Source organism: Stenotrophomonas sp. YJH_SMC_29 (genome assembly GCF_059371235.1).
The window spans coordinates 47,872-70,124 of sequence record NZ_JCAFUK010000017.1 but is presented as its reverse complement, the minus strand read 5'-3'; the positions used below and the strand labels follow the sequence as shown (position 1 = coordinate 70,124).

Here is a 22,253-nt window from a genome sequence, read left to right as displayed (position 1 = left end):
CTCCCCGGACGCCGCGGTTGCCGGCCAGCGGCCGGCACTACCACGGCATGGCCTCAACGCACGTCGCGCAGTTCCCAGTGGCTGCCGGCCAGCAGGCGCAGGCGCTGCTTGAACACATCGCTGTCGATGCGGGTGGTGGCCACCAGGTTGATGCGCAGGTCCTTCTGCTCACCGGTCACGGTGGCCTCGGGATCGGTTGCGCCCCACTGCGGCTCCACTGCATCCGGGTCGGGCTGCTTGGCCTTCCAGCGTTCGAACAACGTGCCGCTGCGCAGGGCATCCTGCAGCTCCTCGGCGAAGCCGGCGGCGCCCTGCGAATGGAAGGACAGGTCAGGGTCGTTGCCGCGTGCCTTGGACGGGTCGGGCAGGCTGATGTGGTACTGCGCAGGCATGGTGTTCTCCTTGAAGTGCGGCAAGGCTGGCACAACCGCGGTGGAATCGATGTGCAGAGTTCCGCCGCGGTTGGCCTTCATTCAAACCGATGCGGTCCATCGGCAAAGCCCACGGTGACCGCGCCCTTGCCGACGTTGACCATGCCGGTCAGGCTCATCACCGTTTCGTACACGGTTACGCCGTGGCCGGCGCAGACGTCCTTCATCTGGGCGTAGCCGGGCAGGGCGCGCAGTTCGTCCAGTTCACCGCCGTAGCTGATGCACACCGTCGGCGTCATCAGCCCAGCGCGCACGCGCTGGCCGACCACCGCAAACAGCTTCTGCACGGCGTTGTCAAAACCCTTGATCTTGGCCACCGGCCCGGTCTCGCCGCGGTAACCGTGCAGCACCGGCTTGATGTCCAGCGCGCTGCCCAGCGCCGCGCTGAGCAGGCCGACACTGCGGTCACCCTTGTGCCGCGCACGTGCGCGCATGTAGTACAGGTCGCGGGTGACCATGTAGCCGTGCACGTTGCCGGCCAGTTCTTCCAGGCGTTCGCGGATCTGCTGCACGCTGGCGCCACTGGCGCGCAGGCGTACCGCTTCCACCGCAGTCACCGCCTGCGCGGCGAACAGGTTCTGGGTGTCGAGCACGCGCAGCGCGAACGGCGAGTTGTGGCCGGCCGCCTGCCGCACCGGCTTGTAGTCGTTGAGGATGGCGAAGCTGGCCTGCAGCGCGTTGTCGTGGATCGGGCTGCGGGTCTTGGTGATGGTCATGCAGAACACGTGGTCGTAGTCGATCACCAGTTGCTGCAGGAACAGGTCGCGGATCTGGTTGACGCTGAAGGGAATGGTCTCCGCCTCGGCGCCGTGCTCGGCCACGTGCGCGTGCAGGAAGCTCAGGGTGGCCTGCTCATCGCGATGATCGGCCAGCACGGCTTCGCCGATCCGCACGGTGATCGGCAGCAGCACGATGTTGTGCTCGGCAATGAAGTCCTGCGGCAGGTCGCAGGCCGAGTCGACGACGATTCCGATGCGCATCCGCGGCTCCCCCTCCAGGGCGGTTGTAGGTTCGGAAACGTGAAATCTATCTCAAAATCTGGCGTGGCGCGCGCGGCAAATGCGCCACGCCCTGTTCAGCGACTGCGCTGCACCGCCACCGGAAGCTCGGCCAGGCGCTGCCATTCGGGCTGCTGCAGCAGGTCCGGGTCGGCCAGCACCGCCGCCATCAGCGGGTGGGCATCGTTGCCCCAGAACAACTCGCCATCGATGGCCAGGGTGGGGACGCCGAACACGCCGGCGGCAATGGCGGCCTCGGTGTTGCGGCGCAGCTGCTCCTTGACCGCCGGCGCGGCGATGGCATTGGCGACATCCTCGATCCCCAGCCGCGCAGCCGGTTCGCGCAGGGCCTCGGCACTGTCGCCCGCGTGCCCCTCGCGCCAGATCCAGTCGAACAGTACGTCCACCGCTTGCGTGCCGGCGCCAGCAGCCAGGCACAGCCGCAGGGCGGACAGCGGGTTGAACGGATGGCCCGGCGGGAAGTGCAGCGGCGTGCCCTCGGCCTGCGCGGTCCACAGCAGCTGGCGGTACATGAAGCGGCGCTTGGCCGGAATCTCGGCCGGCCCGAGATTGCCCAGGTGGTGCAGCACGGCGCCAAAGGCAATCGGCACCGGCTGGATCCGCGCGAACTGGGGCAGCTGCTTCAGCTTCTGCCAATGCAGGTAGGAGTACGGCGAAACGAAGTCGAAATACCAGCGCAGGGTGGCCATGGTGGTGTCCTTCAATGCGGTCAGGGCTGCGCGTTGCGCTGCAGGTAGCGGTCACGCAGTTCGGTCTGGCGCGAGCGCATCGGCATCGCCCGGCCGCCCAGCCAGACCTGTTCGGCATAGTGCGCCACGTCCAGCGGGTCGCCCTCCCACAGCACCAGGTCGGCACGCTTGCCCGGCTCGATGCTGCCGATCTGGTCGGCCACGCCGAACGCCTGCGCCGGCACCCGGGTCAGCCCGGCCAGGCCGTCGGCCCAGGGCAAGCCGTTGGCCACGGCATTTCCGGCCAGCTGGCGCATCTTGCGCGCGTTGTGCGAAGCATCACCACGCTGCACGAACGACACGGCCACGCCGGCCCGTTGCAGGCGTGCCGCGTTTTCCAGCGTGGCGCCGATCTGGTCGAAGCTGGCCGGCAGGTTGGACAGCACGTCGACGAATACCGGCACCTGCGCGGCTGCCAGCTCCGGTGCCAGCTGCCAGGCTTCGCTGCCACCGGCAATGGCGATCTTCACCTTTTCGCGGGACGCCCAACGCAGCAGCTGGCGGATGTCCGCGGCGCGGTCCACCTCCACCACGATGCGGCCCTGGCCGGCCAGGTAACGGCCCAGCGTGCGGCGCCCGGCCGGCGTCAGCAGGGCGTGCGGCGAGTCGGCGGCAACCTGGCCGCGCGCCTCGTCCACCATCTGCTGCAGCAGCATCCACTGCGCAGCGCGCGAGTGTCCGGTCAACTCCACCGCAGCCGACCCCAGCCGCAGGAACAGCGCGCGCGGGCCGAGCGGGTCGGCGCTGCCGTCCAGCCGCATCACACCGCCCTGGCCAGCAACGAAGCCGCCACCGGTGGCGGCCCCCAGCGCAGTGAAGCCGATGCCATCCAGGCGCGCCACCGGGATCAGCACCGAGGCCGGGTTGTAGGCCAGGGTGACATCGAATTCGGGGCGCAACGGTTGTTCGCCGATCTTCAGCGTGCTGTCGACCGTGCTCGCTTCGCCGGAGACTTCTTCGATGCCGATCTCGGTGATGCCCCCGAACAGCGCCGGCGTCAGCGGGCGCCCATCGGCGTCGACCACGGTTGTGCCGGCCGGGGCGGACAGGCCGCGGCCGACCGCGCGGATGATGCCGCCCTGCACCAGTACGTCCGCGCCCTGCAGGCTGCCGCGCGCGCTGGCCGTATGCACGGTCGCGTTGCGCACCAGCAGGTCCTGCGCCTGTGCGGATGCGGAGAGGCAGGCCAGCACCATGACCGTCGCGCCGAGCCATGCCCGGCGGCCCTTCGCCGCAGACCGCGCCAACTGCTTGAGCGCCACCATCAGTGCACCTCCTGGCCAAGCTGGAAATCGGAACGTGGCGTGGCCGCAGGTGCACCGCGGTCGTACAGCCGGCGGCCGTCGATGAAGACCTGCTCGGCCAGCGCGTAGGAGCTGAAGGGGTTGCCGTTCCACACCACCACGTCGGCCATCTTGCCGGCCTCCAGGGTGCCGGTCTGGCCTTCGATGCCCAGCGCCTTGGCGGCGTTGGCGGTCATCCAGGTGATGGCGTGTTCGGGGGCGATCTCCGGCATGTGCGCACGGCGCGCGGCCGCGATCACCTTGGCCGCTTCCTGGTTCAGCCGCTGGATGCCTTCGGGCGAATCGGAATGGACGATGGCGCAGCTGTTCCTCGGCCGGTCGACCAGTGCGATGTTCTCCGGGATGCCATCGAAGGCTTCCATCTTGAAGCCCCACCAGTCGGCCCACAGCGCACCGCAGACGCCGTCGGCGGCCAGCCGGTCGGCCAGCTTGTAGGCCTCCACGCCGTGGTGGAAGGCCGCCACCTTGAAGCCGAATTCCTTGGCCAGGTCGAGCATGGTGGCCATCTCGTCGGCGCGGTAGCAGTGGATGTGCACGCGGATGTCGCCTTCGATCGCGCCGGCCAGCGTGTCCAGCTTGAGATCGCGCTTGCCGCCGGCATCACCGGCGCTGTCGCCCTTGTCGCTGCCGAACCAGCCCTTGCGCTTGGCCGGCTTCGGTTTGTTCTTGGCGATGTAGTCGGCGGCATCGATGAAGGCGGCACGATAGCCGGCGACGTTGCCCATCCGCGTGGCCGGGGTCACGCCCTTGCCTTCGCCGTAGACCCGCTTGGGGTTCTCGCCACAGGCCATCTTCAGTCCCCACGGTGCGCCGGGAAACTTCATCGCCTGGTAGGTGATGGCGGGGACGTTCTTCAGGGTCACGCCGCGGCCACCGACCAGGTTGGCCGAGCCCGGCAGCACCTGCATGCTGGTCACGCCGCCGGCCAGCGCGGTGGCAAAACCCGGGTCCTGCGGCCAGACCGAGTGCTCGGCCCAGACGTTGGCGGTGACCGGCGCGGTCATCTCGTTGCCGTCGCTGTGCGCGCCGACGCCCGGGCTGGGGTACACGCCCAGGTGCGAGTGCACGTCGATCAGGCCGGGGGTGACCCACTTGCCCTGCGCATCGATGCGGGTGACACCGGCGTCGGCCTGCAGCTGGCGGCCCACGGCGGCGATCCGGCCCTCGCGCAGCAGCACGTCGGCGTTGTCCAGGCGCTGGCCGGTGCCGGTCAGCACGGTGGCGTTCTGGATCAGCACCGGCGCATCGGGATGCGCCTGGTAGGTGCTGGGGTAGGGATCGGCGACGAAGCGCGAGGCGCCCACCGCCGGTGCCGTGCTCAACGAAACCAGCGCCAGCCCAAGAGCGGCGCGCAACACCATCGATGCCATGCAGATCCCCAACCGACGCGTGAATCCGCTGACGCTATCCGTCGTCGATACCACTTGCCAAGTGACCTTGGGCAGGGGCAGGGGTGGGGATTTCCCTATACAAAAATTCTGAACGAAGCATTAATTTTTTGTGACACCTGCCGCTACCAACGGGTGGGACAGCGAGCGCTGACCCGCCGTGAGGTGTGCTTTCCATTGCTCCATGACGGAGCTGCACCTGAAATATTTCAAGGAATCAAGGACGTAACTGCAGATGAATGTCTTCCCGTCGTATCGCTCCACCGCTTCCCGCCGCTCGATCCTCCCCTCACCCCTGGCCTCGGCCATTGTTGGCTCGCTGCTGATGGCCGCCGTTCTGCCGGCCCTGGCCCAGGACAGCAATGCAGACGCCTTGTCGCGTTACCAGTTCCAGCGCAGCCTGCAGGCCGCGTTTGCCGCACCGGTCCTCACCGCTTCGCCGTCGCTGGCCGTCGCCGCCGCCGATGTGGAAGTCGATCCGGAACCCATCATGGGCAAGCCGGGTGATGCCGCCAGCTGGCGCACCACCGAATTCAACAGCGACTGGGGCCTGCAGGCGATCAACGCCGATGTGGCCTACGCACGCGGACTGACCGGCACCGGCATCCGCCTGGGCGTGTTCGACAGCGGCACCGGCCTGGACCACGACGAGTTCGCCAGCAAGGACCACCGCAGCATCCATCTGGCCGACGTGCTGGGCGATGGCAGCCTGTGTGCGCGCGAAGTGCTGAGTGGCCCGGACGCCTGCTTTGCCAGCGACGGTGACCAGGTGGCCGTGTCCTATCAGGTGCTCGACCCGGACTATGCCGATCTGCTGGAGCGCAATGGCTTCTACGAAGGCCTGAGCTACAACGTGCACGGTACCCACGTGTCAGGCACCATCGCCGCCAACCGTGATGGCCACGGCACCCACGGTGTTGCCTTCGGCGCCGACCTGAGCGTGGCCCGCCTGTTCTCCAACAGCGCCACCTACCTGTCGGTGGTGAATATCGGCGGTTCCCTGTATCTGGACGAACAGACCATCGCCGCCATCCAGGCCGACGATTCGATCTACCCGCAGCTGTATACGCAGATGAACGAGCAGGGTGTGCGCGCCATCAATCACAGCTGGGGCCTGGCCAACGAGCCGGCCACAGCGGAAGACCTGGACATGTACCAGTCGCACCCGGTGTTCGCCGCCAGTCTGGCTGCGATGGCCGAAGGTTCGCGCAGCAGCGGCCTGATCCAGGTATGGGCCGCTGGCAACACCGATTCGCCCAACACTTCGCCGGAAGAAGCGCCGATTGCCGGCATGTATGCCTCGCTGCCGCGCGCCGTCGCCGACGTCGAGCCGTACTGGCTGGCCGTGGTCAACGTCAATCAGGACCTGGAGCTGAGCAACCGCTCGATGCGCTGTGGCCTGGCGGCGAACTGGTGCCTCGCTGCGCCCGGCTCGAACATCAACTCGACCGTGTACGGTCCCGATTCGGTGATCGAAGGTGATTTCTACGATGACAACGGCAACCTGGTGGTGGACATCATCAGCCAGACCCCGTCGTCCGATTACGAGGAACTGAGCGGCACGTCCATGGCCGCCCCGCACGTCACCGGCGCGCTGGGCCTGCTGTTCGAGCGCTTCCCGTACCTGGACAGCGCGCAGGTGCGCGACGTGCTGCTGACCACCGCCACCGACCTGGGCGCTGCAGGCGTGGACGATGTCTACGGCTGGGGCCTGATGAACCTGGCTGCGGCCGTCGAAGGCTACGGTTCGCTGCGCGTGGACACCGATGTGGTGATGAACCAGAAGGCCGGCGGCCTGAAGATGTGGGAAGGTGATGCATGGGACGACTGGACCAATGACATCGGCGGCCCGGGCAAACTGACCAAGAGCGGCATCGGCTGGCTGCGCCTGAGCGGCGACAACAGCTTCAACGGCGCGGTGGTGCGCGAAGGCGTGCTGGAACTGGACGGCGTGAACACGCTGACCAGCGCCGTGGACGTGACCGGCGGAACCTTCCTGCTAAACGGCACCCTGCAGAACACAGCGCTGAACAGCCTGGGCGGCAGCAGCCGCATCACCGCCACCGGTGTGCTGGACGGCTCGGACCTGACCGTCACCGGCGGCGTGGTGTCCTTCAACGGCGTGCAGACCGGCGGCAGCACCTTCGTGGGTGAAAAGGGCACGCTGAAGGGCGTGGGCCAGCTGGGAAACACCACCGTGGCCGGCATCATCGCTCCGGGCAACTCCATCGGCACGCTCACCATCAACGGTGACTATGTGCAGACCGCCACTGGCGTGTACCAGGCCGAGGTGGCCCCGGGCAGCCGCAGCGACCAGCTGCACGTGACCGGCACCGCCACCCTGGGCGGCACCCTGGTGGCGCTGCCGGAACCGGGCACCTACTACCTGGGCGAGCAGTTCAACTTCATCCAGGCCGACGGCGGCGTGAACGGTCAGTTCGCCAGCACCGATTTCAGCGCCTTCTCGCCCTTCCTGCAGTTCAGCCTGGCCTACTCGGCCGCCGGCGCGCGCATTGAAGTGGCCCGCGGCAACGCGCTGGCTACCGCGGCCACCACCGCCAACCAGTTGGCCGTGGCCACCATCGTCGACGGTCTGGCGGTCAACCAGGGCCTGCCGCGTCCGCTGACCATGCTGTTCCCGGAACAGGTGGGCAGCGCACTGGACAGCCTCAGCGGCGAACTGCATGCCGCCACCAGCGCGGCCCTGCTGGAAGGCAGCCGCTACGTGCGTGACGCCGCGCTGGCCCGCCGTGCCGGTGCCGCTGCACCGGGTGCCGAAGGCGGCGACGCCACCGGTGTGTGGGTGCAGGCCCTGGCCGGCAGCACCACTCTGGACGGCAACACCAACACCGCCCGCACCGAAGCCAACAGCAACGGCCTGCTGGTCGGTGCCGACCGCGAGTTCGGCGGCTGGCAGGTGGGCGTGCTGGCCGGTACCGGCCGCACCGACGTGAAGCAGGGCGAAGGCCGCCGTGCGAGGTCGAAGGTGGACAACACCCATTTCGGCGCCTACGCCAGCCACAACTGGGGCGGTTTCGGCCTGCGTGGCGGCTTGGCATGGAGCGAACACGACGTGGACAGCACCCGTGAGCTGGCGTTCGCCGGTTACAGCGACACCCTGCGCGCCCGCTACGACGCGCGTACCCGCCAGGCCTTCATCGAAGCGGCCTACCGCTTCGGTGGCCGCGAGGCCGGCCTGGAGCCGTACGTGCAGGTGGCCCGCGTGGACGTGGACACCAAGCACGTGAACGAGCGTGGCGGTGCTGCGGCCCTGCAGGGTTCGGTGGACGATGTGCGCACCACCCTGGCCACGGCCGGCGTGCGCTTCGACAAGGGTCTGAAGGCCTCGTTCCAGCAGGACAGCTGGTTGCACGTGCGCGGCGCGGTGGCTTACCGCCACGCCAGCGGCGACCGCAACCCGTCGGCCCGCCTGGGCTTTGCCACCGGCGGCGACAGCTTCGTGGTCAACGGTGCACCCATCGCCGACAGCGCGGTGGTGGCCGAACTGGGCCTCTCGGCCTGGCTGACCGCCAAGCAGCAGCTGGAACTGGGCTACAGCGGCCAGTTCGGCGACGAAAGCCGCGACCACGGTGCCAATCTGCGCTGGTCGGTGCGCTTCTAAGCCACCGGCTCCCGCAGGGAAACCAGGAGGGGCGGCCGTTGGGCCGCCCCTTCTCTTTGTGTGGCAGGGCAGGCGCAGCGTTGCCTACAATGGCGCCCCTGCAGAACCGGACCGGGCATGAAGAGCAAACAGGAAATCGTCGACAACTGGCTGCCGCGTTACACCGGCGTGCCGCTGGACCAGTTCGGCCAGCACATCCTGCTGACCAATTTCGGCGGCTACCTGCACACCTTCTCCGCGCTGACCGGGGCCCCGGTCATCGGGCTGGACCGGCCGATGGCCAGCGCCACCATCGATGGCATCACCATGATCAACTTCGGCATGGGCAGCCCCAATGCCGCGATCATCATGGACCTGCTGTCGGCGGTGATGCCCAAGGCGGTGCTGTTCCTGGGCAAGTGCGGTGGCCTGAAGCGCAAGAACCAGCTGGGTGACCTGGTGCTGCCGATCGCGGCGATCCGCGGCGAGGGTACTTCAGGTGACTACCTGCCGCCGGAAGTGCCGGCGCTGCCGGCCTTCGCGCTGCAGCGTGCGGTCTCGACCATGATCCGCGACCTCGGCCACGACTACTGGACCGGTACCGTCTACACCACCAACCGCCGGGTCTGGGAGCACGACGAGGCCTTCAAGGAGCGGCTGCGGGCGATGCGCTGCATGGCCATCGACATGGAAACCGCCACCGTGTTCGCCGCTGGCTTCGCCAACCACATTCCCAGCGGCGCACTGCTGCTGGTGTCGGACCAGCCGATGATCCCCGACGGGGTCAAGACCGAGGCCTCCGACGCCAAGGTCAGCTCCCAGTTCGTGGAAAACCATATCCAGATCGGTATCGAGGCGCTTAAGCTTATCCGGCGCAACGGCAAGTCGGTCCGCCACCTGCGCTTCGACGAATGATGATGATGGCCTGGCGCGGCGCGCCGGCCCTGGGGAGTAGGTAATGGACGTTGCCGCGCACGTGGTGGAATTCTGGAAAGAGGCGGGCCCTGCGAAGTGGTTCGCCCGCGACGACGCGTTCGACGCGCAGTTCCGCCAGTTGTTCCTGGATGAGCATTACGCTGCGGCATCGCGCGCACGCGAGCATTGGCTGGGCAGTGCCGAGGGCGCGCTGGCGCTGATGCTGCTGCTGGACCAGTTCCCGCGCAACTGCTTCCGCGGTACCGCCCACTCCTACGCCACCGATGGCCTGGCCCGGCACTACGCCATGCGCGCCATCGAGGAAGGCCTGGACCTGCAGCTGGTGCCGAAGCTGCGCGCCTTCATCTACCTGCCGTTCGAGCATTCCGAGGACCCGCTGGACCAGGACCGCTCGGTGGCGATGTTCGACGTGCTGGGCGACAAGGAATACCTGCAGTACGCCGAACTGCACCGCGACATCATCCGCCGCTTCGGTCGCTTCCCGCACCGCAACGCCGTGCTGGGGCGTATCCCCTCGCCGGAGGAACTGGACTACCTGGCCGAGGGCGGATTCGCCGGCTGAAAAAAGGGGACGGAGGGGATTAAGTCGTTTATGCCACAAACGACTTAATCCCCTCCGTCCCCTTTTTAGGGGTCAGATCGCCTTTCCGCAGGAAAGGGCTCTGACCCCGGGCCTTCAATCAGTACTTCGGCACGCCGTTGTCGACGTCTTCCGACCAGGCGTCGATGCCGCCGGTGACGTTGAACACCTTGGTGAAGCCCAGGGCGCGGAACTGCTCGGCGGCCTGCGCGCTACGGCCACCGTGGTGGCACAGGAAGGCCAGCGCGGTGTCCTTGGGCAGGGCCTCCAGCGCGGCGCGGCCGTTGCCGTCGAAGGTCTTGAACGGCACGCCCACGGCAGCGATCTCGCGCTCATCGGCCGGGCGCACGTCCACCAGGGTGATGGTGCCGGCGCGCACCAGGTCGTCGGCATCGCGCACGCTGATTTCCTGCACCGGCTTGGGCGCATTCGGGTTGTCGATGGCCAGACCCTTGCCGCGGATGTCGTCCACCCAGTCGATGGTGATGCCGTTGGCGCGACGGGCGCTGGCCAGGTCGAACTGCACGCGCAGGCCGTTGGACTCGGCGGCAATGGCGCCTTCGTCGTGCGGGGCCAGCTGGAAGTTCGGCTGGAAGCGCGCGTCGATGGTCAGCTGCAGCGCAGCGCCCGGGGCATCGGCGAGCGCGCCCTTGAGCATTTCCACGGCGGCCGGGGTGACGGTGATGCTCGGCGGGGTGCGATCCGGCGCGGCCAGGCCGAGCACGCTGCTCAGCTCGCCGCTGGCGGCCATCTGCAGCACGATGTCGCTGCCACCGACCAGTTCGCCGTCGATGTACAGCTGCGGGATGGTCGGCCAGTCGCCATAGGCCTTGATGCCTTCACGGATTTCCTGGTCGGCCAGCACGTTGACGTGGGCGAACTCGACGCCGAGGTCCTGCAGGGCGCCCACGGCCTTGGCCGAGAAACCACACTGCGGCATCGACGGCTGGCCCTTCATGAACAGCACGACGCGGTTGGCGTTGAGGATGGATTCGATGCGCGAACGCAGGGCGGGATCGAGGGACATGGACGTCGGGGTTCCGGGAATTCGAATCATCAATTCTACCCCTCATGGCATCATGGGGGATGAGCAACGCAGGAACATTGCATCGCATCCCGACCCGGCCCTGGCGCTGGCTGCCCTGGCTGGTGGCGTCGCAGCTGGCGGTGATCCTGGTCTGGGCCCTGGCCGGCTGGCGCTGGGGGCTGTCCGTGATGGTGGCCAGCCACGCACTGTTCCTGGTGCCGGTGTTCCTGCCCAACAGCCGCTTCTACGCGCCGGTGCTGAGCCGGTTGCCGGAGGCCGGCAACAGCGTCTGGTTGACCATCGATGACGGTCCCGGCCCGGAAACCCGCGCCGTGCTCGACCTGCTGGACCAGCACCAGGCCCGCGCCACCTTCTTCCTGGTGGGCGAGCGCGCGCTGGCGCAGCCGGAACTGGTGCAGGAGATCCTGCGCCGCGGCCACGACCTGGGCAACCACAGCCACAGTCATCCACAGGCGCGCTTCTGGCGGCTGGGCCCGGCAGCGATGCGTGCCGAGATCGAGGGCTGCCAGCATGCGCTGCAGGCGGTGGGCGGTCGTCCGGTGCGCTGGTACCGCTCGGTGGTCGGCATGACCAATCCATTCGTGGCGCCGGTGCTGAAGACGCTGGGACTGGTGCGCGTGGGCTGGAGCGCCCGTGGCTACGACGGTGTCGGCTGTACGCCGGAGGGCGTGCTGTCACGGCTGTTGCCGGACCTGCGCCCGGGCGCCATCGTACTGCTGCATGAGGGCGCCGCCCACGGCCACAACCTGGCGATCATCGCGCGCGTGCTGCAGGTGCTGGACGAGCGTGGGCTGAAGGCGCGGCTGCCGATCCCGTAACGCCAGCCTGGTGATATAGAGCAGCCGAGCATGGGCTCGGCGCTGCAAGGGTTGGCGATCATCCTGTAGTGCAGCGCCGCCACATGGCCACATGCTGCGCTCGGCGCTACGACGCGGGGCGTTCGGCCACCAGCAACCAGCTGTTGAACGGCGTGCGCCCGTGCAGGGCGCGCGGTGCCGTCACCGTCAATCCGGCCTCGGCCAGTGTCGCCTGCAGCATCTGCGGGTCGGGGTAATGGCGCGGTCGCGTGCCCATCCAGCCGACCAGCCAGGCCAGCCGGTCCGCCACCCGCGTGGTGCGGTCGCGGCCATCGCCGGTGGCCAGCGGCGTGCGCAGCAGCAGGCGACCACCGCGGGCGACCCGGGCACTGGCCGCGCGCAGCAGCGCCTGCTGTGGGCCCGCATCCAGGTACTGCAGCACATCCAGCAGCAGCACGTGCCCGGCCTGCGCAGGCAGCGGTGCCTGCACGTCCAGGCAGTCGAAACGCACAGCGGGCAGGCCGGCGGCGGCACGCTGCGCACGGGCAATCTTGCCGGCGTCCACGTCCACGCCCAGGTAGGGCTGGGAGCCGCCGCGCTGGCGCAGCACGTGGGCGAACAGGCCCAGCCCGCAGCCCAGGTCCAGCACCGGTTGCCCGTCGCCAGGCAGGTGCTGCAGCACGCCGTCATACAGCGGGTCGCTGCCCAGCTTGCTGCGGATGTAGTAGTAGTCGCGGCGGCTGGCCCAGGCGTGCGCGGGGCGGAATGCCTCGGCGATCGCACGGGCCTGCGGTGCGGCCAGGGGAGTGCAGGGCAGGGGCGAGCCGTTCCGTGGCGTGCCGTCCATCGCCTCAGTCCGTTCCGCCAAGCAGGTGCGCGGCGACCGGCAGTGCGCGAGCGCTCCACAGTGCGTACATCCGGGCCGACGGGTGCAGGCCATCGCCGACGATCATCGCCGGATTGCCTCCCTGGTCACGGCTGATGTCGGTGATGTCGACGAAGGCCACGTCCTGCTGGGTGCAGATCACTTCGGCGGCCGCGTTGAATTCGTCGGTCTCGATCTCGATCGCGGCCAGGTCACGGCCGCTGCCGATACCGAACGGTGTTGCGCCCCAATCGGGGAAGGACAGCACCAGCACGCGCCCGGGACGGCCACCGGCCAAGCCGATCGCCCGCTGCAGCAGGGCCTGGAACTGCACACGGTACTCGTCCAGCGGTCGGCCGCGGTACTGGTTGTTGACGCCGATCAGCAGGCTGACGAAATCGAACGGGCCCTGCGGCGCGGCCGCATCGATGCCGGCGTCCAGCTCGTCGGTGGTCCAGCCGGTGGTGGCGATGGTCTGCGGGTCGGCCAGCGCCACATCCTGCGCACGCAGTGCGGCGGCCAGCTGGTGCGGCCAGCGGCCTTCGACCGCAACCGCTTCACCGATGGTGTACGAGTCGCCCAGCGCCAGGTAGGACAGCGCCACGGCTCAGGCCACCGAGCGGCGCGGCTTCAGCGGCACGACCTTGGTCGCGTCCTCGGCACGGCGGGCCAGCACGCGGTCGATGCGGGCAAACACATCGCGCATCACCGACGCTTCCGGCAGCAGGGTCACGCGGAAATGATGGCGGTACGGCACATTGAAGCTGGAACCCGGCACCACCAGCACGCCTTCGTTGTTCATCAGGTCCAGTGCGAAATTGTGGTCGTCGAAGCCCTTGGCGGCGGCACCGACCACGGCCGGGAATGCGTACAGCGCACCGGCCGGCGCGACCAGCGACAGGTGTTCGCTGGCTGCGCAGGCCTCGATCACGGCGCGGCGCGTTTCATACAGCCGCCCGCCCGGGGTGCACAGTTCGGAGATGGTGTCCGGGCCGTTCACTGCGGCCTCGATGGCGTACTGGCCCGGCACGTTGGCGCACAGGCGCAGTGCGCCCAGCAGGTCCAGTGCAGCGCGGAAATCGCCCAGGCGCGCATCATCGCCACTGAGGTGGGCCCAGCCCACGCGCCAGCCACAGGCGCGGTGCACCTTGCTCAGGCCACTGAAGGTCAGGCACGGATGGTCGCCGGCCAGCGGCGCGACCGGCTGGAACACCGCATCGTCGTACAGGATCTGGTCGTAGATCTCATCGACCAGCAGCAGCAGGTTGTGGCGGCGCGCGATCTCGACCACGCGCTCCAGCAGTTCGCGCGGGTAGCTGGCGCCGCTGGGGTTGTTCGGGTTGATCAGCACGATGGCGCGGGTGCGCGAGGACACCAGCGTCTCGATCTCGCTCGGGTCCGGCTGGAAGCCGTTCTCGGCGGCGCAGCGGTAGTACACCGGGCGGCCATCGTTGAGGATGGTCGAGGCCGACCACAGCGGGTAGTCGGGTGAGGGCACCAGCACTTCGTCGCCCGGGTTGAGCAGGGCGCGCAGCGACAGGTCGATCAGTTCACTGACGCCGTTGCCGACGAACACACGGTCAGGATGCGCATCCGGCGCGCCACGGCGGGCGTAGTACGCGGCGATGGCTTCGCGTGCCACCGGCAGGCCCTGCTGGTGGGTGTACGGGTCGGTGCGGCCCATGTCATCGGCGATCGCGCGCTGCAGGTGTTCGGGTGCACGGAAACCGAAGTTGCCCGGGTTGCCGATGTTGAGCTTGATCAGCTTGCGGCCCTGCGCTTCCAGCTCCCGGGCTCGCCGCGCCAGTTCTCCGCGGATTTCGTAGCGCACTTCGGAAAGGCGCTCGCGGATGGCCAGGGGCTTGGGCGAGGGGGTGGACATGGGGCTGGGCCGTCAGTGGCGTGGGGTTTCCATCCTACCGGAATTGCTGCAGCGCATGGCAAGGGCTCCGGGCTTGTCATTGCTGGGCTGGCAGGGGGCTGGCACAGGTAGAATGGCGGCGATGACCCAGACCCCCGATTTCATCGCCCTGCAGACCATCGGTTGGCCCTGGCCGGGCCCGGCGCAGCAGGCCGACTGGCAGGCCGTGATGGCCACGCACCCGCAGGCCCGCCCGGCCCGGGTGATCGAACAACACCGCACCCACTACGTGGTGGCCGATGGCCCGGATGCGTCGATCAAGGCCGAATCGCTGCCGGAATGGCAGCGCCCGCGCTTCCCCAGCCACGAGCGGCCTGCAGTGGGCGACTGGGTGCTGCTCGACGGCATCCGCATCGTTGCGCTGCTGCCGCGTCGCACCGCGATCAAGCGTGGCGCCGCCGGCGAGCACTACCACCAGCAGGTGATCGCGGCCAACATCGATACGGTGTTCATCGTCTGCGGCCTGGATGCCGACTTCAATCCGCGCCGCATCGAGCGCTACCTGCTGCTGGTCGGCGGTGGCGGTGCCGAACCGGTGGTGGTGCTGACCAAGGCTGACCAGACCGAGTACAGCGAGGATGCGCTGGCGGTGCTGGAAGAGCTGGAAATGCAGGGCATCGCGCTGCATGCGATCAACGGGCTGGATGCCGACAGCGTGGCGGTGCTGCAGCCATGGCTGGGCCCGGGCCGGACCGTGGTGCTGGTCGGTTCCTCCGGTGCTGGCAAATCCACGTTGACCAACACCCTGCTCGGCGAGCAGCGCATGAAGACCAATGCGGTGCGTGCCAATGATTCGCGCGGTCGCCACACCACCACGCACCGTGCGCTGATGCCGCTGCCGACCGGCGCGTGCCTGATCGATACGCCGGGCATGCGCGAGCTGAAGCCGACCGGCGAAGAGACGCTGTCCGAAGGGGGCTTCGCCGATATTGAAGCGCTGGCCGAACAGTGCCGGTTCCGCGACTGCTCGCATCACCAGGAACCGGGCTGTGCGGTACGGGCGGCGATCGAGGCCGGCGAGATCGAAGAGAGCCGGCTGCTGAACTACTTCAAGCTGAAGGAAGAAGTGGCGGCCGCTGCCGCCAAGCTGGCGGTACGCCAGGCCGAAACCGCGCAGGAGCGCGGCGGCAGGAAGGGCAAGGGCCAGCAGTTCCGCCCGGCAGGCAAGCCGCGCCGGCGTTGATCGGTATCGCGGGGTCGGATCCCATTGCACCGTAATGGGTTCTGACCCCTGCTATGAATCTGCGTCTGCCTGCTTCGGGTGGGTGCCAACCACGGTTGGCACCTACCAACGCGCGGGCAGGGCGTTATAGTCCGCGCATGGAACCGACCGCGACGCTGGACCGTGAGGTGGCCCACCATGCAGCGCTCGATGCGCGCCTGGTCGAGGCCGTGGGCGGCATCCGCCTGCTGGGGCTGACCAGCTGGCCGGCCACGGTGCAGGCACCGTTCCTGGACAGCGTGGCGCGCGGCCAGCCGGTGCTGCCGAAAGTGGATTACCCCCGGCTCGACTTCAGCGAAGAGCGCCGTGCGCTGGCCGCGATCGCTGCCGACTGCGATGACAGCCACCCGCTGGGCCACTATGTGCAGCAGTCGGCGCAGAGCTGGGACCTGGCCGCGCAGCTGCTGGAAGGGCTGGGCACTGCCGCCGTCGATACCTGTTCGGTGCAGCTGTTCGGTGCCCCCGAGCAGCCGCTGCCGGGCAATGGCCCGAGTACGCGCGACGCGGCGCGCCACTTCATCCAGATCGCCGCCGAACTGGACCACGAGCTGCTGGCGCCCGAAGAGCAGGTGCCGGTCTCGGCCATTGCCCTGCAACTGCAGCTGCAGAACGATCTGGATGCGTTCTTCGAATCGCGCATCATCCAGGTGCAGCTGGATCCGGAACTCGTTTCCAAGGCCGCCGCCGGCCCGACCCGCATCCGCCTGCGCACCAGTGCGCGCTTCAGCGCCTACGACCGCGCGCAGCTGTTCCACCATGAAGCGCTGGTGCACTCGCTGACCGCATTGAATGGCCGCGGCCAGCCGGTACTGCCGAGCCTGGCGTTGTCCTCGCCACGGGTGACGGCGACCCAGGAAGGGCTGGCCACGTTCGCCGAGCAGATCACCGGCAGCATCGACATCGAGCGCCTGAAGCGGATCAGCCTGCGCACCGAAGCGATCGCGATGGCACGCGAAGGCGCCGACTTCATCGAAGTGTTCCGCTACTTCTGCGATGCCGGGCAGAACCCGGAGGAGAGTTTCGCCTCGGCACAGCGCGTGTTCCGCGGGGTGCCGCCCAGCGGCGGCCTGGCGTTCACCAAGGATACGGTGTACCTGCGCGGGCTGGTGTCGGTGCATACCTTCTTCCGCCACATGCTGGCCGAGGATCGCCTGCAGGTCTGCCGCTGGTTGTTCGCCGGCAAGATGAGCCTGGCCGATGCGATCGCGTTCGCGCCGTTGTTCGAGGCGGGGGTGTTGAAGCCGCCGCGCTGGCTGCCGCACTGGGTGAGCCGGGCGAACGGCCTGGCCGGAATGCTGGCGTTCTCGCTGTTTGCCAACCGGATACGGATGGACCAGCTGGCGCCGGAATGAAATGCGTTGGCGGGATGATGCGCTGGCGCCTCGATGGATATCGCTGGGCGGCGGTGGGGCACCCTGGCCAGGACACGCCGTAAACCCATCCATGGGGGCTCGATCGGCGCATCCATGCGCCTCACGGTCCTGGCCAGGGTGCCCCACCGCCGCCAGACAGTTTCCCGCGCGGGCGGCAGCACATCACCGCGCCGAAGGGATTGCGCTTGAAAAGCAAAGAGCCGGGCAATGCCCGGCTCTTTGCTTTTGCTCTTCTTTGCCTTCCGCACCGTGGCGCGGGAAGCCGTCGAGCAGGGTCGGATGGGCCGGCGCAGGACCGTTGGCGCCATGGATGGCGCCATCGAGCCCCCATGGATGGGTTTACGGCGTGTCCTGCGCCGGCCCATCCGGCTCTGCCCCGCGATGATAATCAAGACGCCGCGGAGCAACGCTTTCGACTTAGAACTCCGCCGCCACCGTCATGAACAGTTGCCGCGGTGCGCTCGCGTGGATCGCATAGCGCGTGCCGTTCGGGTCGGTCGGTGCGAACGAGCTCAGCTGGCCCGCGTAGCGCTTGTTGGTCAGGTTGGTCGCGTTCAACGACACCCGCACGTTGCGCAGGCCCAGGCCCGGGCCGAAATCGTAGCCCGCGCCGGCGTCGAAGGTGGTCACGCCCGGCACCGACTGGTCGTTGGTGTAGGTGTAGTAGCGCTTGCCGGTGTACTTGGCACGCAGGCTGGCGAAGAAGCCATCGCGGTTCCAGCTGATTTCGCTGGAGGCCATGCGCTGCGGCGTGTCCACCGTGATCTTGCCGGCCACCGGCACCACCGCACCGCCGGACAGATAGTCGTCCTCGTAGGTGGTCTTGTTCCAGGACAGCGCGTTGTACCACTGCAGGCCATCGATCGGCTTGAGGATGAAGGTCAGTTCCGCGCCATGGCTCTTCACCGAACCGACGTTGATGAAGCGCGTCACGCACTCCGGACGCGTGCCGACCTCGATGCTCGAGCACGGGTTCAGCGACAGCAGGCGGTTGTCGAACGTGACGTTGTATGCGGCGATCGACGCCTGGTACTTCTCGCCGAAGGTACGGAAGCCGGCTTCCAGGCTCTTGGACTTCTCCGGCTCCAGCCCGGCGCTGGCCGCGAACGATTCGGGCGACACCTGCAGCGGACCGCCGCTGCCACCGCCAACGAAGGCGGCGATGTTCTCGGCGTAGGAGGCGAACAGCTCATTGTTGGCGTTGAGCTTGAAACCCACGCCCACCTGCGGCAGCACCGATTCCTTGGCGGTCAGCGTGCCCGAGGCGATGCGGGTCTCGACACCGGGCTGCGCGGTGGCGCGCATGCGAGTGTTGGGGCTCTTGATGCCCACGTCCACGGTCAGGCGCTGGTCCAGGAAGCGCATGCGGTCCTGCACGTAGAACTGGCGCGTGCGGATGTCGAAGTCCTGGTTGAACAGCAGGCGGTCGGGGTTCTTCAGGTACAGGTCGTCCAGGAACGGGCCGCTGATGTAGTAGAAGTTGCGCGACACGTTATGGTCGTTCTGCTCGTACCACAGGCCGGCTTCCAGCTCGTGGATGCCCACCGTCCATGACAGCGCGGCGGTCAGGCCATCGCGGTTGATCGTGTAGTTGGTGCTGCGGATCGAGATCGGCAGCATCCTGTCGGTACCCGGGTAGGACGGCTGGCCCGGCGCCCACCAGTGGCCCTGGCCACGGTTGTCATGGTGGTAGGCCAGCAGCTTCAGGCGACCCTGCCCGCCCAGGCGCAGGTCAGCATCGACCGAGTACAGGTTGTCGTCACGCAGCGCACGGCTCTGGTAGTACGCATCGTCGATGCTGTTGACGCCGCCGCTGAACTTGCAGCGCGCCTTGTTGTAGGTGCCCGGCGCGCAGTACGCGGCGGCGACGGCGCGATCCCAGTCCGGCGCGTAGATGTTCCAGTCATAGCCCAGTCCGCGTGCCAGCATGTCCTTGGACAGGTAGGCATAGTTGGCCTGGCTGGCGCGTGAGGTCGCCACGAATGCACCGAAACGGTGGTCGCCGACATTCCACACTGCCTTGGCATTGAACTGGCGGGTGGTCTGGTTCTGGTACGGCGCGGCCCACATGTCCTGGTCCTGGTGCACGCCGGACACGTAGGCCGAGAAGCCGTTGAGGTCGCCGGTGTCCACGCGCAGGTAGCCACGGCGCTGGTTGTTGTCGCCGACGGTGACGCTGGCGCGGCCACCGAATTCGGTGGACGGGTCCATCGAGAAATACTGGATGGTGCCGCCGAGGTTGCTGGTCGAGGCCACGCCCAGCGAACCGATGCCCTGCGACAGTTCGGCGCCGGCCAGGTTCTCGGCGATGATCGCGCGGGCAATGCTCAGCCCGTTGTAGTTGCCGTAGCTGTTGTCGCCCAGCGGGATGCCGTCCAGCGTGTAGCCCAGGCGGCTCTTGTCGAAGCCGCGCAGGCTGATGGTCTGCGATTCCTCGTTGGCACCGAAGGCATCGTTGGACTGCACCGACACGCCCGGCAGGCGGTCGAGGATCTTCTGGCCACTGGTGCCCGGCGGCAGCACCTGCTTGTCCACGGCAGTGATGCGCTGCACCTGGCGGGTCTCGCCCTGGCCGATCACAGAGACGGTATCCAGCGTCTGCGCGCTCAGCGCGGCATCGGTGCTGGCGCCGGTATCGGCGGTGGTGGCGGCATGGGCGCTGGCAGCGGCGGAGAGCGCGATCGCTACGGCGATCGTCAGGTGTCGGGTCTGCATGGTGGTCCGTTGCAAGGGGAGTGATCACCGGCACGCGTGCGCGGTGCAGGGCCACTATGCGAACGGAACATGAAACCTTCTTTACGGAAAACCAACGAACGGTGCAGGCCCCCCGCGCAGGTCCGGCAGCCGGATGAAAAAGGGGCCGGATTCCCTTCGCAAGCGAAGGTTCACCGGCCCCGCGCACTCCGTGGGGGAGGCGGTCGACGCGCTGCGTGGAGGAGGGCTCACCCCATGTACAGGCCACCGTTGACCGGATAGTCGGCGCCGGTCACGTACGAGGCTTCATCCGAGGCCAGCCACGCGCACAGGCCGGCCACTTCCTCGGGGCGACCCAGGCGGCGTACCGGCACCGAGGCTGCCAGCCGGTCCAGTACATCCGGCGGGAAGCTGCTGATCGCCTGGCTGGCGATGTAGCCCGGCGACAGCGTGTTGACGGTGACGCCGCGCGAAGCCACTTCGGCGGCCAGTGCACGGCTGAAGCCATGCATCGCGGCCTTGGCGGTGGCGTAGTTCACCTGGCCGATCTGGCCCTTGTGGGCGCTGACCGAGCCGATGTTGATGATGCGGCCCCAGCCGCGCGTGGCCATGCCATCGACTACCTGCTTGGTCAGGTTGAACAGTGCGTTGAGGTTGGAGGCGATCACCGCGTTCCAGTCCTCCACCGTCATCTGCCGGAACAGCAGGTCGCGGCTGCCGCCGGAGTTGTTGACCAGTACATCGATCTCACCGACTTCGGCGCGGACCTTGGCGAACGCCGCGCTGGTCGAGGCCCAGTCGGTCGCGTTGCCTTCGGAGGCGATGAAGTCGAAGCCCTGTTCGCGCTGCTCGCGCAGCCAGTTGGCCTTGCGCGGCGAGTTCGGCGCGCAGCCGGCAACCACGGTGTGGCCGCTGCGGGCCAGGCTCTGGCAGATGGCAGTGCCGACACTGCCCATTCCACTGGTGACGTAAGCGATTCGAAGCGTCATTGCAGAAGGCTCCTTGGCAAAGGGTCAGGCGGCGAGGGGATACAGGCCGAACAGCAGGCTGCCGATCATCAGCAGCATCGAGATGGCGATGGCCCACTTCAGGGTGAACTTCTGGTGGTCGGCGAATTCGACCTTGGCCAGGCCCACCAGCAGGTAGGTGGACGGCACCAGCGGGCTGAGCAGGTGCACCGGCTGGCCGGCCAGCGAGGCGCGCGCCATTTCCACCGGGGTGATGCCGTAGTTGCCGGCGGCCTCGGACAGGATCGGCAGCACGCCGAAGTAGAACGCGTCGTTGGACATGAAGAAGGTGAACGGCATCGACGCCACCGCGGTGATCACCGCCAGGTACGGGCCCCACGATTCCGGAATCACCGCCAGGAAGCTGTGCGACATCGCTTCGACCATGCCGGTGTTGTTGAGGATGCCGGTGAAGATGCCTGCGGCGAAGATCAGCGACACCACCGACAGCACGTTGCCGGCATGGTTGACCACGCGGCGACGCTGCTCGGCCAGGTTCGGGTAGTTGATCACCAGGGCGATGGCAAAGCCGACCATGAACAGCACCGGCATCGGCAGCACGCCGATGATCAGCGCGGTCATCAGCGCCACGGTCAGCGCCAGGTTGACCCACAGCAGCTTCGGGCGCTTGATGTCTTCGGCGTCTTCCACAGTCGGCAGCGGATTGCTGTCATCGGACACGCTGTTGTCCATCCAGCTGCCGCCCTTGGGCAGGGTCACCACGCCGAGGCGACGACGTTCCTTCAGGCCCAGGTACCAGGCCAGCAGCAGTACGCCGGCACAGGCGATCACCATCGACGGGATCAGCGGCACGAACACATCGGCCGGGTCCACGTGCAGCGCGGTGGCCGCGCGTGCGGTCGGGCCGCCCCACGGGGTCAGGTTCATCACGCCGCCGGCAAGGATGGTCACGCAGGTCATGTTCAGTGCGTTCATGCCCAACCGCTGGTACAGCGGCAGCATCGCCGAGACGGTGATCATGTAGGTGGTCGAACCGTCGCCATCGAGCGAGATCAGCATCGCCAGCACCGCGGTGCCAAGCACGATCTTCATCGGGTCGCCCTTGACGAAGCGCAGGATCACCCGCACCAGGGGATCGAACAGGCCAGCGTCGATCATCACCCCGAAGTAGAGGATGGCGAACATCAGCATCACGCCGGTCGGCGCGATCTTCTTGATGCCCTCCAGCATCATCTCGTCGATGCCGGCACCGAAGCCACCGATCAGCGCGAACAGGATGGGAATGGTGATCAGGGCGACGAGCGGCGACAGGCGCTTGCTCATGATCAAGTACATGAACGTAATGACCATGCCAAAGCCGAGGATGCTCAGCATCATC

18 protein-coding genes are annotated in these 22,253 nt (G+C 67.8%); 6 read left to right on the top strand and 12 right to left on the bottom strand.

The window, feature by feature from the left end; genetic code table 11:
* Nucleotides 1-53: 53 nt before the first annotated feature.
* The 5 genes from AC5P9I_RS16980 to AC5P9I_RS16960 all read right to left on the bottom strand — a co-directional run bounded on the left by AC5P9I_RS16980 (nucleotide 54) and on the right by AC5P9I_RS16960 (nucleotide 4,852).
* Nucleotides 54-392 carry a hypothetical protein gene (locus tag AC5P9I_RS16980; protein ID WP_049469108.1) on the bottom strand — a complete coding sequence of 113 codons (339 nt, stop codon included), beginning with the start codon at nucleotides 390-392 and terminating at the stop codon, nucleotides 54-56.
* A 77-nt stretch (nucleotides 393-469) separates the two neighbouring features.
* Nucleotides 470-1,411, bottom strand: a complete 942-nt coding sequence (locus AC5P9I_RS16975; RefSeq protein WP_049469102.1) for a DegV family protein — start codon at nucleotides 1,409-1,411, stop codon at nucleotides 470-472.
* 95 nt (nucleotides 1,412-1,506) lie between these two features.
* Nucleotides 1,507-2,139, bottom strand: coding sequence for a 2-hydroxychromene-2-carboxylate isomerase (locus AC5P9I_RS16970; protein ID WP_049469098.1), 633 nt, complete (start codon nucleotides 2,137-2,139; stop codon nucleotides 1,507-1,509).
* A 20-nt stretch (nucleotides 2,140-2,159) separates the two neighbouring features.
* Complete coding sequence (locus AC5P9I_RS16965; protein ID WP_049469095.1) at nucleotides 2,160-3,443, bottom strand: amidohydrolase family protein; 1,284 nt, start codon at nucleotides 3,441-3,443, stop codon at nucleotides 2,160-2,162.
* Complete coding sequence (locus AC5P9I_RS16960) at nucleotides 3,443-4,852, bottom strand: amidohydrolase (RefSeq protein WP_049469092.1); 1,410 nt, start codon at nucleotides 4,850-4,852, stop codon at nucleotides 3,443-3,445. Before AC5P9I_RS16960 ends, AC5P9I_RS16965 begins: the two co-directional genes overlap by 1 nt.
* A 253-nt stretch (nucleotides 4,853-5,105) precedes the next feature.
* Here AC5P9I_RS16960 and AC5P9I_RS16955 point away from each other — a divergent pair, with 253 nt between their 5' ends.
* From AC5P9I_RS16955 to AC5P9I_RS16945, 3 genes are all read left to right on the top strand, one after another.
* Complete coding sequence (locus tag AC5P9I_RS16955; RefSeq protein ID WP_088476227.1) at nucleotides 5,106-8,492, top strand: autotransporter domain-containing protein; 3,387 nt, start codon at nucleotides 5,106-5,108, stop codon at nucleotides 8,490-8,492.
* Between the two features lie 117 nt (nucleotides 8,493-8,609).
* Nucleotides 8,610-9,386 carry an AMP nucleosidase gene (locus AC5P9I_RS16950; RefSeq protein ID WP_005419211.1) on the top strand — a complete coding sequence of 259 codons (777 nt, stop codon included), beginning with the start codon at nucleotides 8,610-8,612 and terminating at the stop codon, nucleotides 9,384-9,386.
* A 43-nt stretch (nucleotides 9,387-9,429) separates the two neighbouring features.
* Nucleotides 9,430-9,969, top strand: coding sequence for a DUF924 family protein (locus AC5P9I_RS16945; RefSeq protein ID WP_049469087.1), 540 nt, complete (start codon nucleotides 9,430-9,432; stop codon nucleotides 9,967-9,969).
* 118 nt (nucleotides 9,970-10,087) lie between these two features.
* Here AC5P9I_RS16945 and grxD read toward each other — a convergent pair whose 3' ends face one another.
* Complete coding sequence (gene grxD, locus AC5P9I_RS16940; RefSeq protein WP_049469085.1) at nucleotides 10,088-11,014, bottom strand: Grx4 family monothiol glutaredoxin; 927 nt, start codon at nucleotides 11,012-11,014, stop codon at nucleotides 10,088-10,090.
* A 59-nt stretch (nucleotides 11,015-11,073) separates the two neighbouring features.
* Here grxD and AC5P9I_RS16935 point away from each other — a divergent pair, with 59 nt between their 5' ends.
* Nucleotides 11,074-11,853: a polysaccharide deacetylase family protein gene (locus AC5P9I_RS16935; RefSeq protein ID WP_049469082.1), complete on the top strand. Its 780-nt coding sequence runs from the start codon at nucleotides 11,074-11,076 to the stop codon at nucleotides 11,851-11,853.
* Nucleotides 11,854-11,959: 106 nt separating this feature from the next.
* Here AC5P9I_RS16935 and AC5P9I_RS16930 read toward each other — a convergent pair whose 3' ends face one another.
* The 3 genes from AC5P9I_RS16930 to AC5P9I_RS16920 are packed head-to-tail and all read right to left on the bottom strand — an operon-like array spanning nucleotide 11,960 to nucleotide 14,579.
* A complete protein-coding gene (locus tag AC5P9I_RS16930) occupies nucleotides 11,960-12,679 on the bottom strand; it encodes a class I SAM-dependent methyltransferase (protein WP_049469081.1) in 720 nt (239 codons plus the stop codon).
* Between the two features lie 4 nt (nucleotides 12,680-12,683).
* Entirely contained in the window at nucleotides 12,684-13,301 is a 618-nt protein-coding gene (locus AC5P9I_RS16925) for an SGNH/GDSL hydrolase family protein (protein ID WP_130768669.1), read from the bottom strand.
* Between the two features lie 3 nt (nucleotides 13,302-13,304).
* Nucleotides 13,305-14,579, bottom strand: a complete 1,275-nt coding sequence (locus AC5P9I_RS16920; protein WP_049469076.1) for a pyridoxal phosphate-dependent aminotransferase — start codon at nucleotides 14,577-14,579, stop codon at nucleotides 13,305-13,307.
* Between the two features lie 112 nt (nucleotides 14,580-14,691).
* Here AC5P9I_RS16920 and rsgA point away from each other — a divergent pair, with 112 nt between their 5' ends.
* Nucleotides 14,692-15,801 (top strand): ribosome small subunit-dependent GTPase A, encoded by a 1,110-nt coding sequence (gene rsgA, locus AC5P9I_RS16915; RefSeq protein WP_049469074.1) that lies wholly within the window; start codon nucleotides 14,692-14,694, stop codon nucleotides 15,799-15,801.
* Nucleotides 15,802-15,938: 137 nt separating this feature from the next.
* Nucleotides 15,939-17,192 carry a flavohemoglobin expression-modulating QEGLA motif protein gene (locus tag AC5P9I_RS16910; RefSeq protein WP_049469072.1) on the top strand — a complete coding sequence of 418 codons (1,254 nt, stop codon included), beginning with the start codon at nucleotides 15,939-15,941 and terminating at the stop codon, nucleotides 17,190-17,192.
* Between the two features lie 438 nt (nucleotides 17,193-17,630).
* Here AC5P9I_RS16910 and AC5P9I_RS16905 read toward each other — a convergent pair whose 3' ends face one another.
* The 3 genes from AC5P9I_RS16905 to AC5P9I_RS16895 form a co-directional block, all read right to left on the bottom strand.
* Nucleotides 17,631-19,928, bottom strand: a complete 2,298-nt coding sequence (locus AC5P9I_RS16905) for a TonB-dependent receptor (RefSeq protein WP_049469996.1) — start codon at nucleotides 19,926-19,928, stop codon at nucleotides 17,631-17,633.
* 227 nt (nucleotides 19,929-20,155) lie between these two features.
* Entirely contained in the window at nucleotides 20,156-20,896 is a 741-nt protein-coding gene (gene phbB, locus AC5P9I_RS16900) for an acetoacetyl-CoA reductase (protein WP_049469993.1), read from the bottom strand.
* A gap of 24 nt (nucleotides 20,897-20,920) precedes the next feature.
* Nucleotides 20,921-22,249, bottom strand: coding sequence for a CitMHS family transporter (locus AC5P9I_RS16895; RefSeq protein ID WP_005419191.1), 1,329 nt, complete (start codon nucleotides 22,247-22,249; stop codon nucleotides 20,921-20,923).
* Nucleotides 22,250-22,253: the final 4 nt, after the last annotated feature.

Bases quoted from the DNA above. Each gene is read 5' to 3' on its own strand.
- AC5P9I_RS16980 (WP_049469108.1), bottom strand. From the start codon at position 392: ATGCCTGCGCAGTACCACATCAGCCTGCCCGACCCGTCCAAGGCACGC.
- AC5P9I_RS16975 (WP_049469102.1), bottom strand. From the start codon at position 1,411: ATGCGCATCGGAATCGTCGTCGACTCGGCCTGCGACCTGCCGCAGGAC.
- AC5P9I_RS16970 (WP_049469098.1), bottom strand. From the start codon at position 2,139: ATGGCCACCCTGCGCTGGTATTTCGACTTCGTTTCGCCGTACTCCTAC.
- AC5P9I_RS16965 (WP_049469095.1), bottom strand. From the start codon at position 3,443: ATGGTGGCGCTCAAGCAGTTGGCGCGGTCTGCGGCGAAGGGCCGCCGG.
- AC5P9I_RS16960 (WP_049469092.1), bottom strand. From the start codon at position 4,852: ATGGCATCGATGGTGTTGCGCGCCGCTCTTGGGCTGGCGCTGGTTTCG.
- AC5P9I_RS16955 (WP_088476227.1), top strand. From the start codon at position 5,106: ATGAATGTCTTCCCGTCGTATCGCTCCACCGCTTCCCGCCGCTCGATC.
- AC5P9I_RS16950 (WP_005419211.1), top strand. From the start codon at position 8,610: ATGAAGAGCAAACAGGAAATCGTCGACAACTGGCTGCCGCGTTACACC.
- AC5P9I_RS16945 (WP_049469087.1), top strand. From the start codon at position 9,430: ATGGACGTTGCCGCGCACGTGGTGGAATTCTGGAAAGAGGCGGGCCCT.
- grxD (WP_049469085.1), bottom strand. From the start codon at position 11,014: ATGTCCCTCGATCCCGCCCTGCGTTCGCGCATCGAATCCATCCTCAAC.
- AC5P9I_RS16935 (WP_049469082.1), top strand. From the start codon at position 11,074: ATGAGCAACGCAGGAACATTGCATCGCATCCCGACCCGGCCCTGGCGC.
- AC5P9I_RS16930 (WP_049469081.1), bottom strand. From the start codon at position 12,679: ATGGACGGCACGCCACGGAACGGCTCGCCCCTGCCCTGCACTCCCCTG.
- AC5P9I_RS16920 (WP_049469076.1), bottom strand. From the start codon at position 14,579: ATGTCCACCCCCTCGCCCAAGCCCCTGGCCATCCGCGAGCGCCTTTCC.
- rsgA (WP_049469074.1), top strand. From the start codon at position 14,692: ATGGCGGCGATGACCCAGACCCCCGATTTCATCGCCCTGCAGACCATC.
- AC5P9I_RS16910 (WP_049469072.1), top strand. From the start codon at position 15,939: ATGGAACCGACCGCGACGCTGGACCGTGAGGTGGCCCACCATGCAGCG.
- AC5P9I_RS16905 (WP_049469996.1), bottom strand. From the start codon at position 19,928: ATGCAGACCCGACACCTGACGATCGCCGTAGCGATCGCGCTCTCCGCC.
- phbB (WP_049469993.1), bottom strand. From the start codon at position 20,896: ATGACGCTTCGAATCGCTTACGTCACCAGTGGAATGGGCAGTGTCGGC.
- AC5P9I_RS16895 (WP_005419191.1), bottom strand. From the start codon at position 22,249: ATGCTGAGCATCCTCGGCTTTGGCATGGTCATTACGTTCATGTACTTG.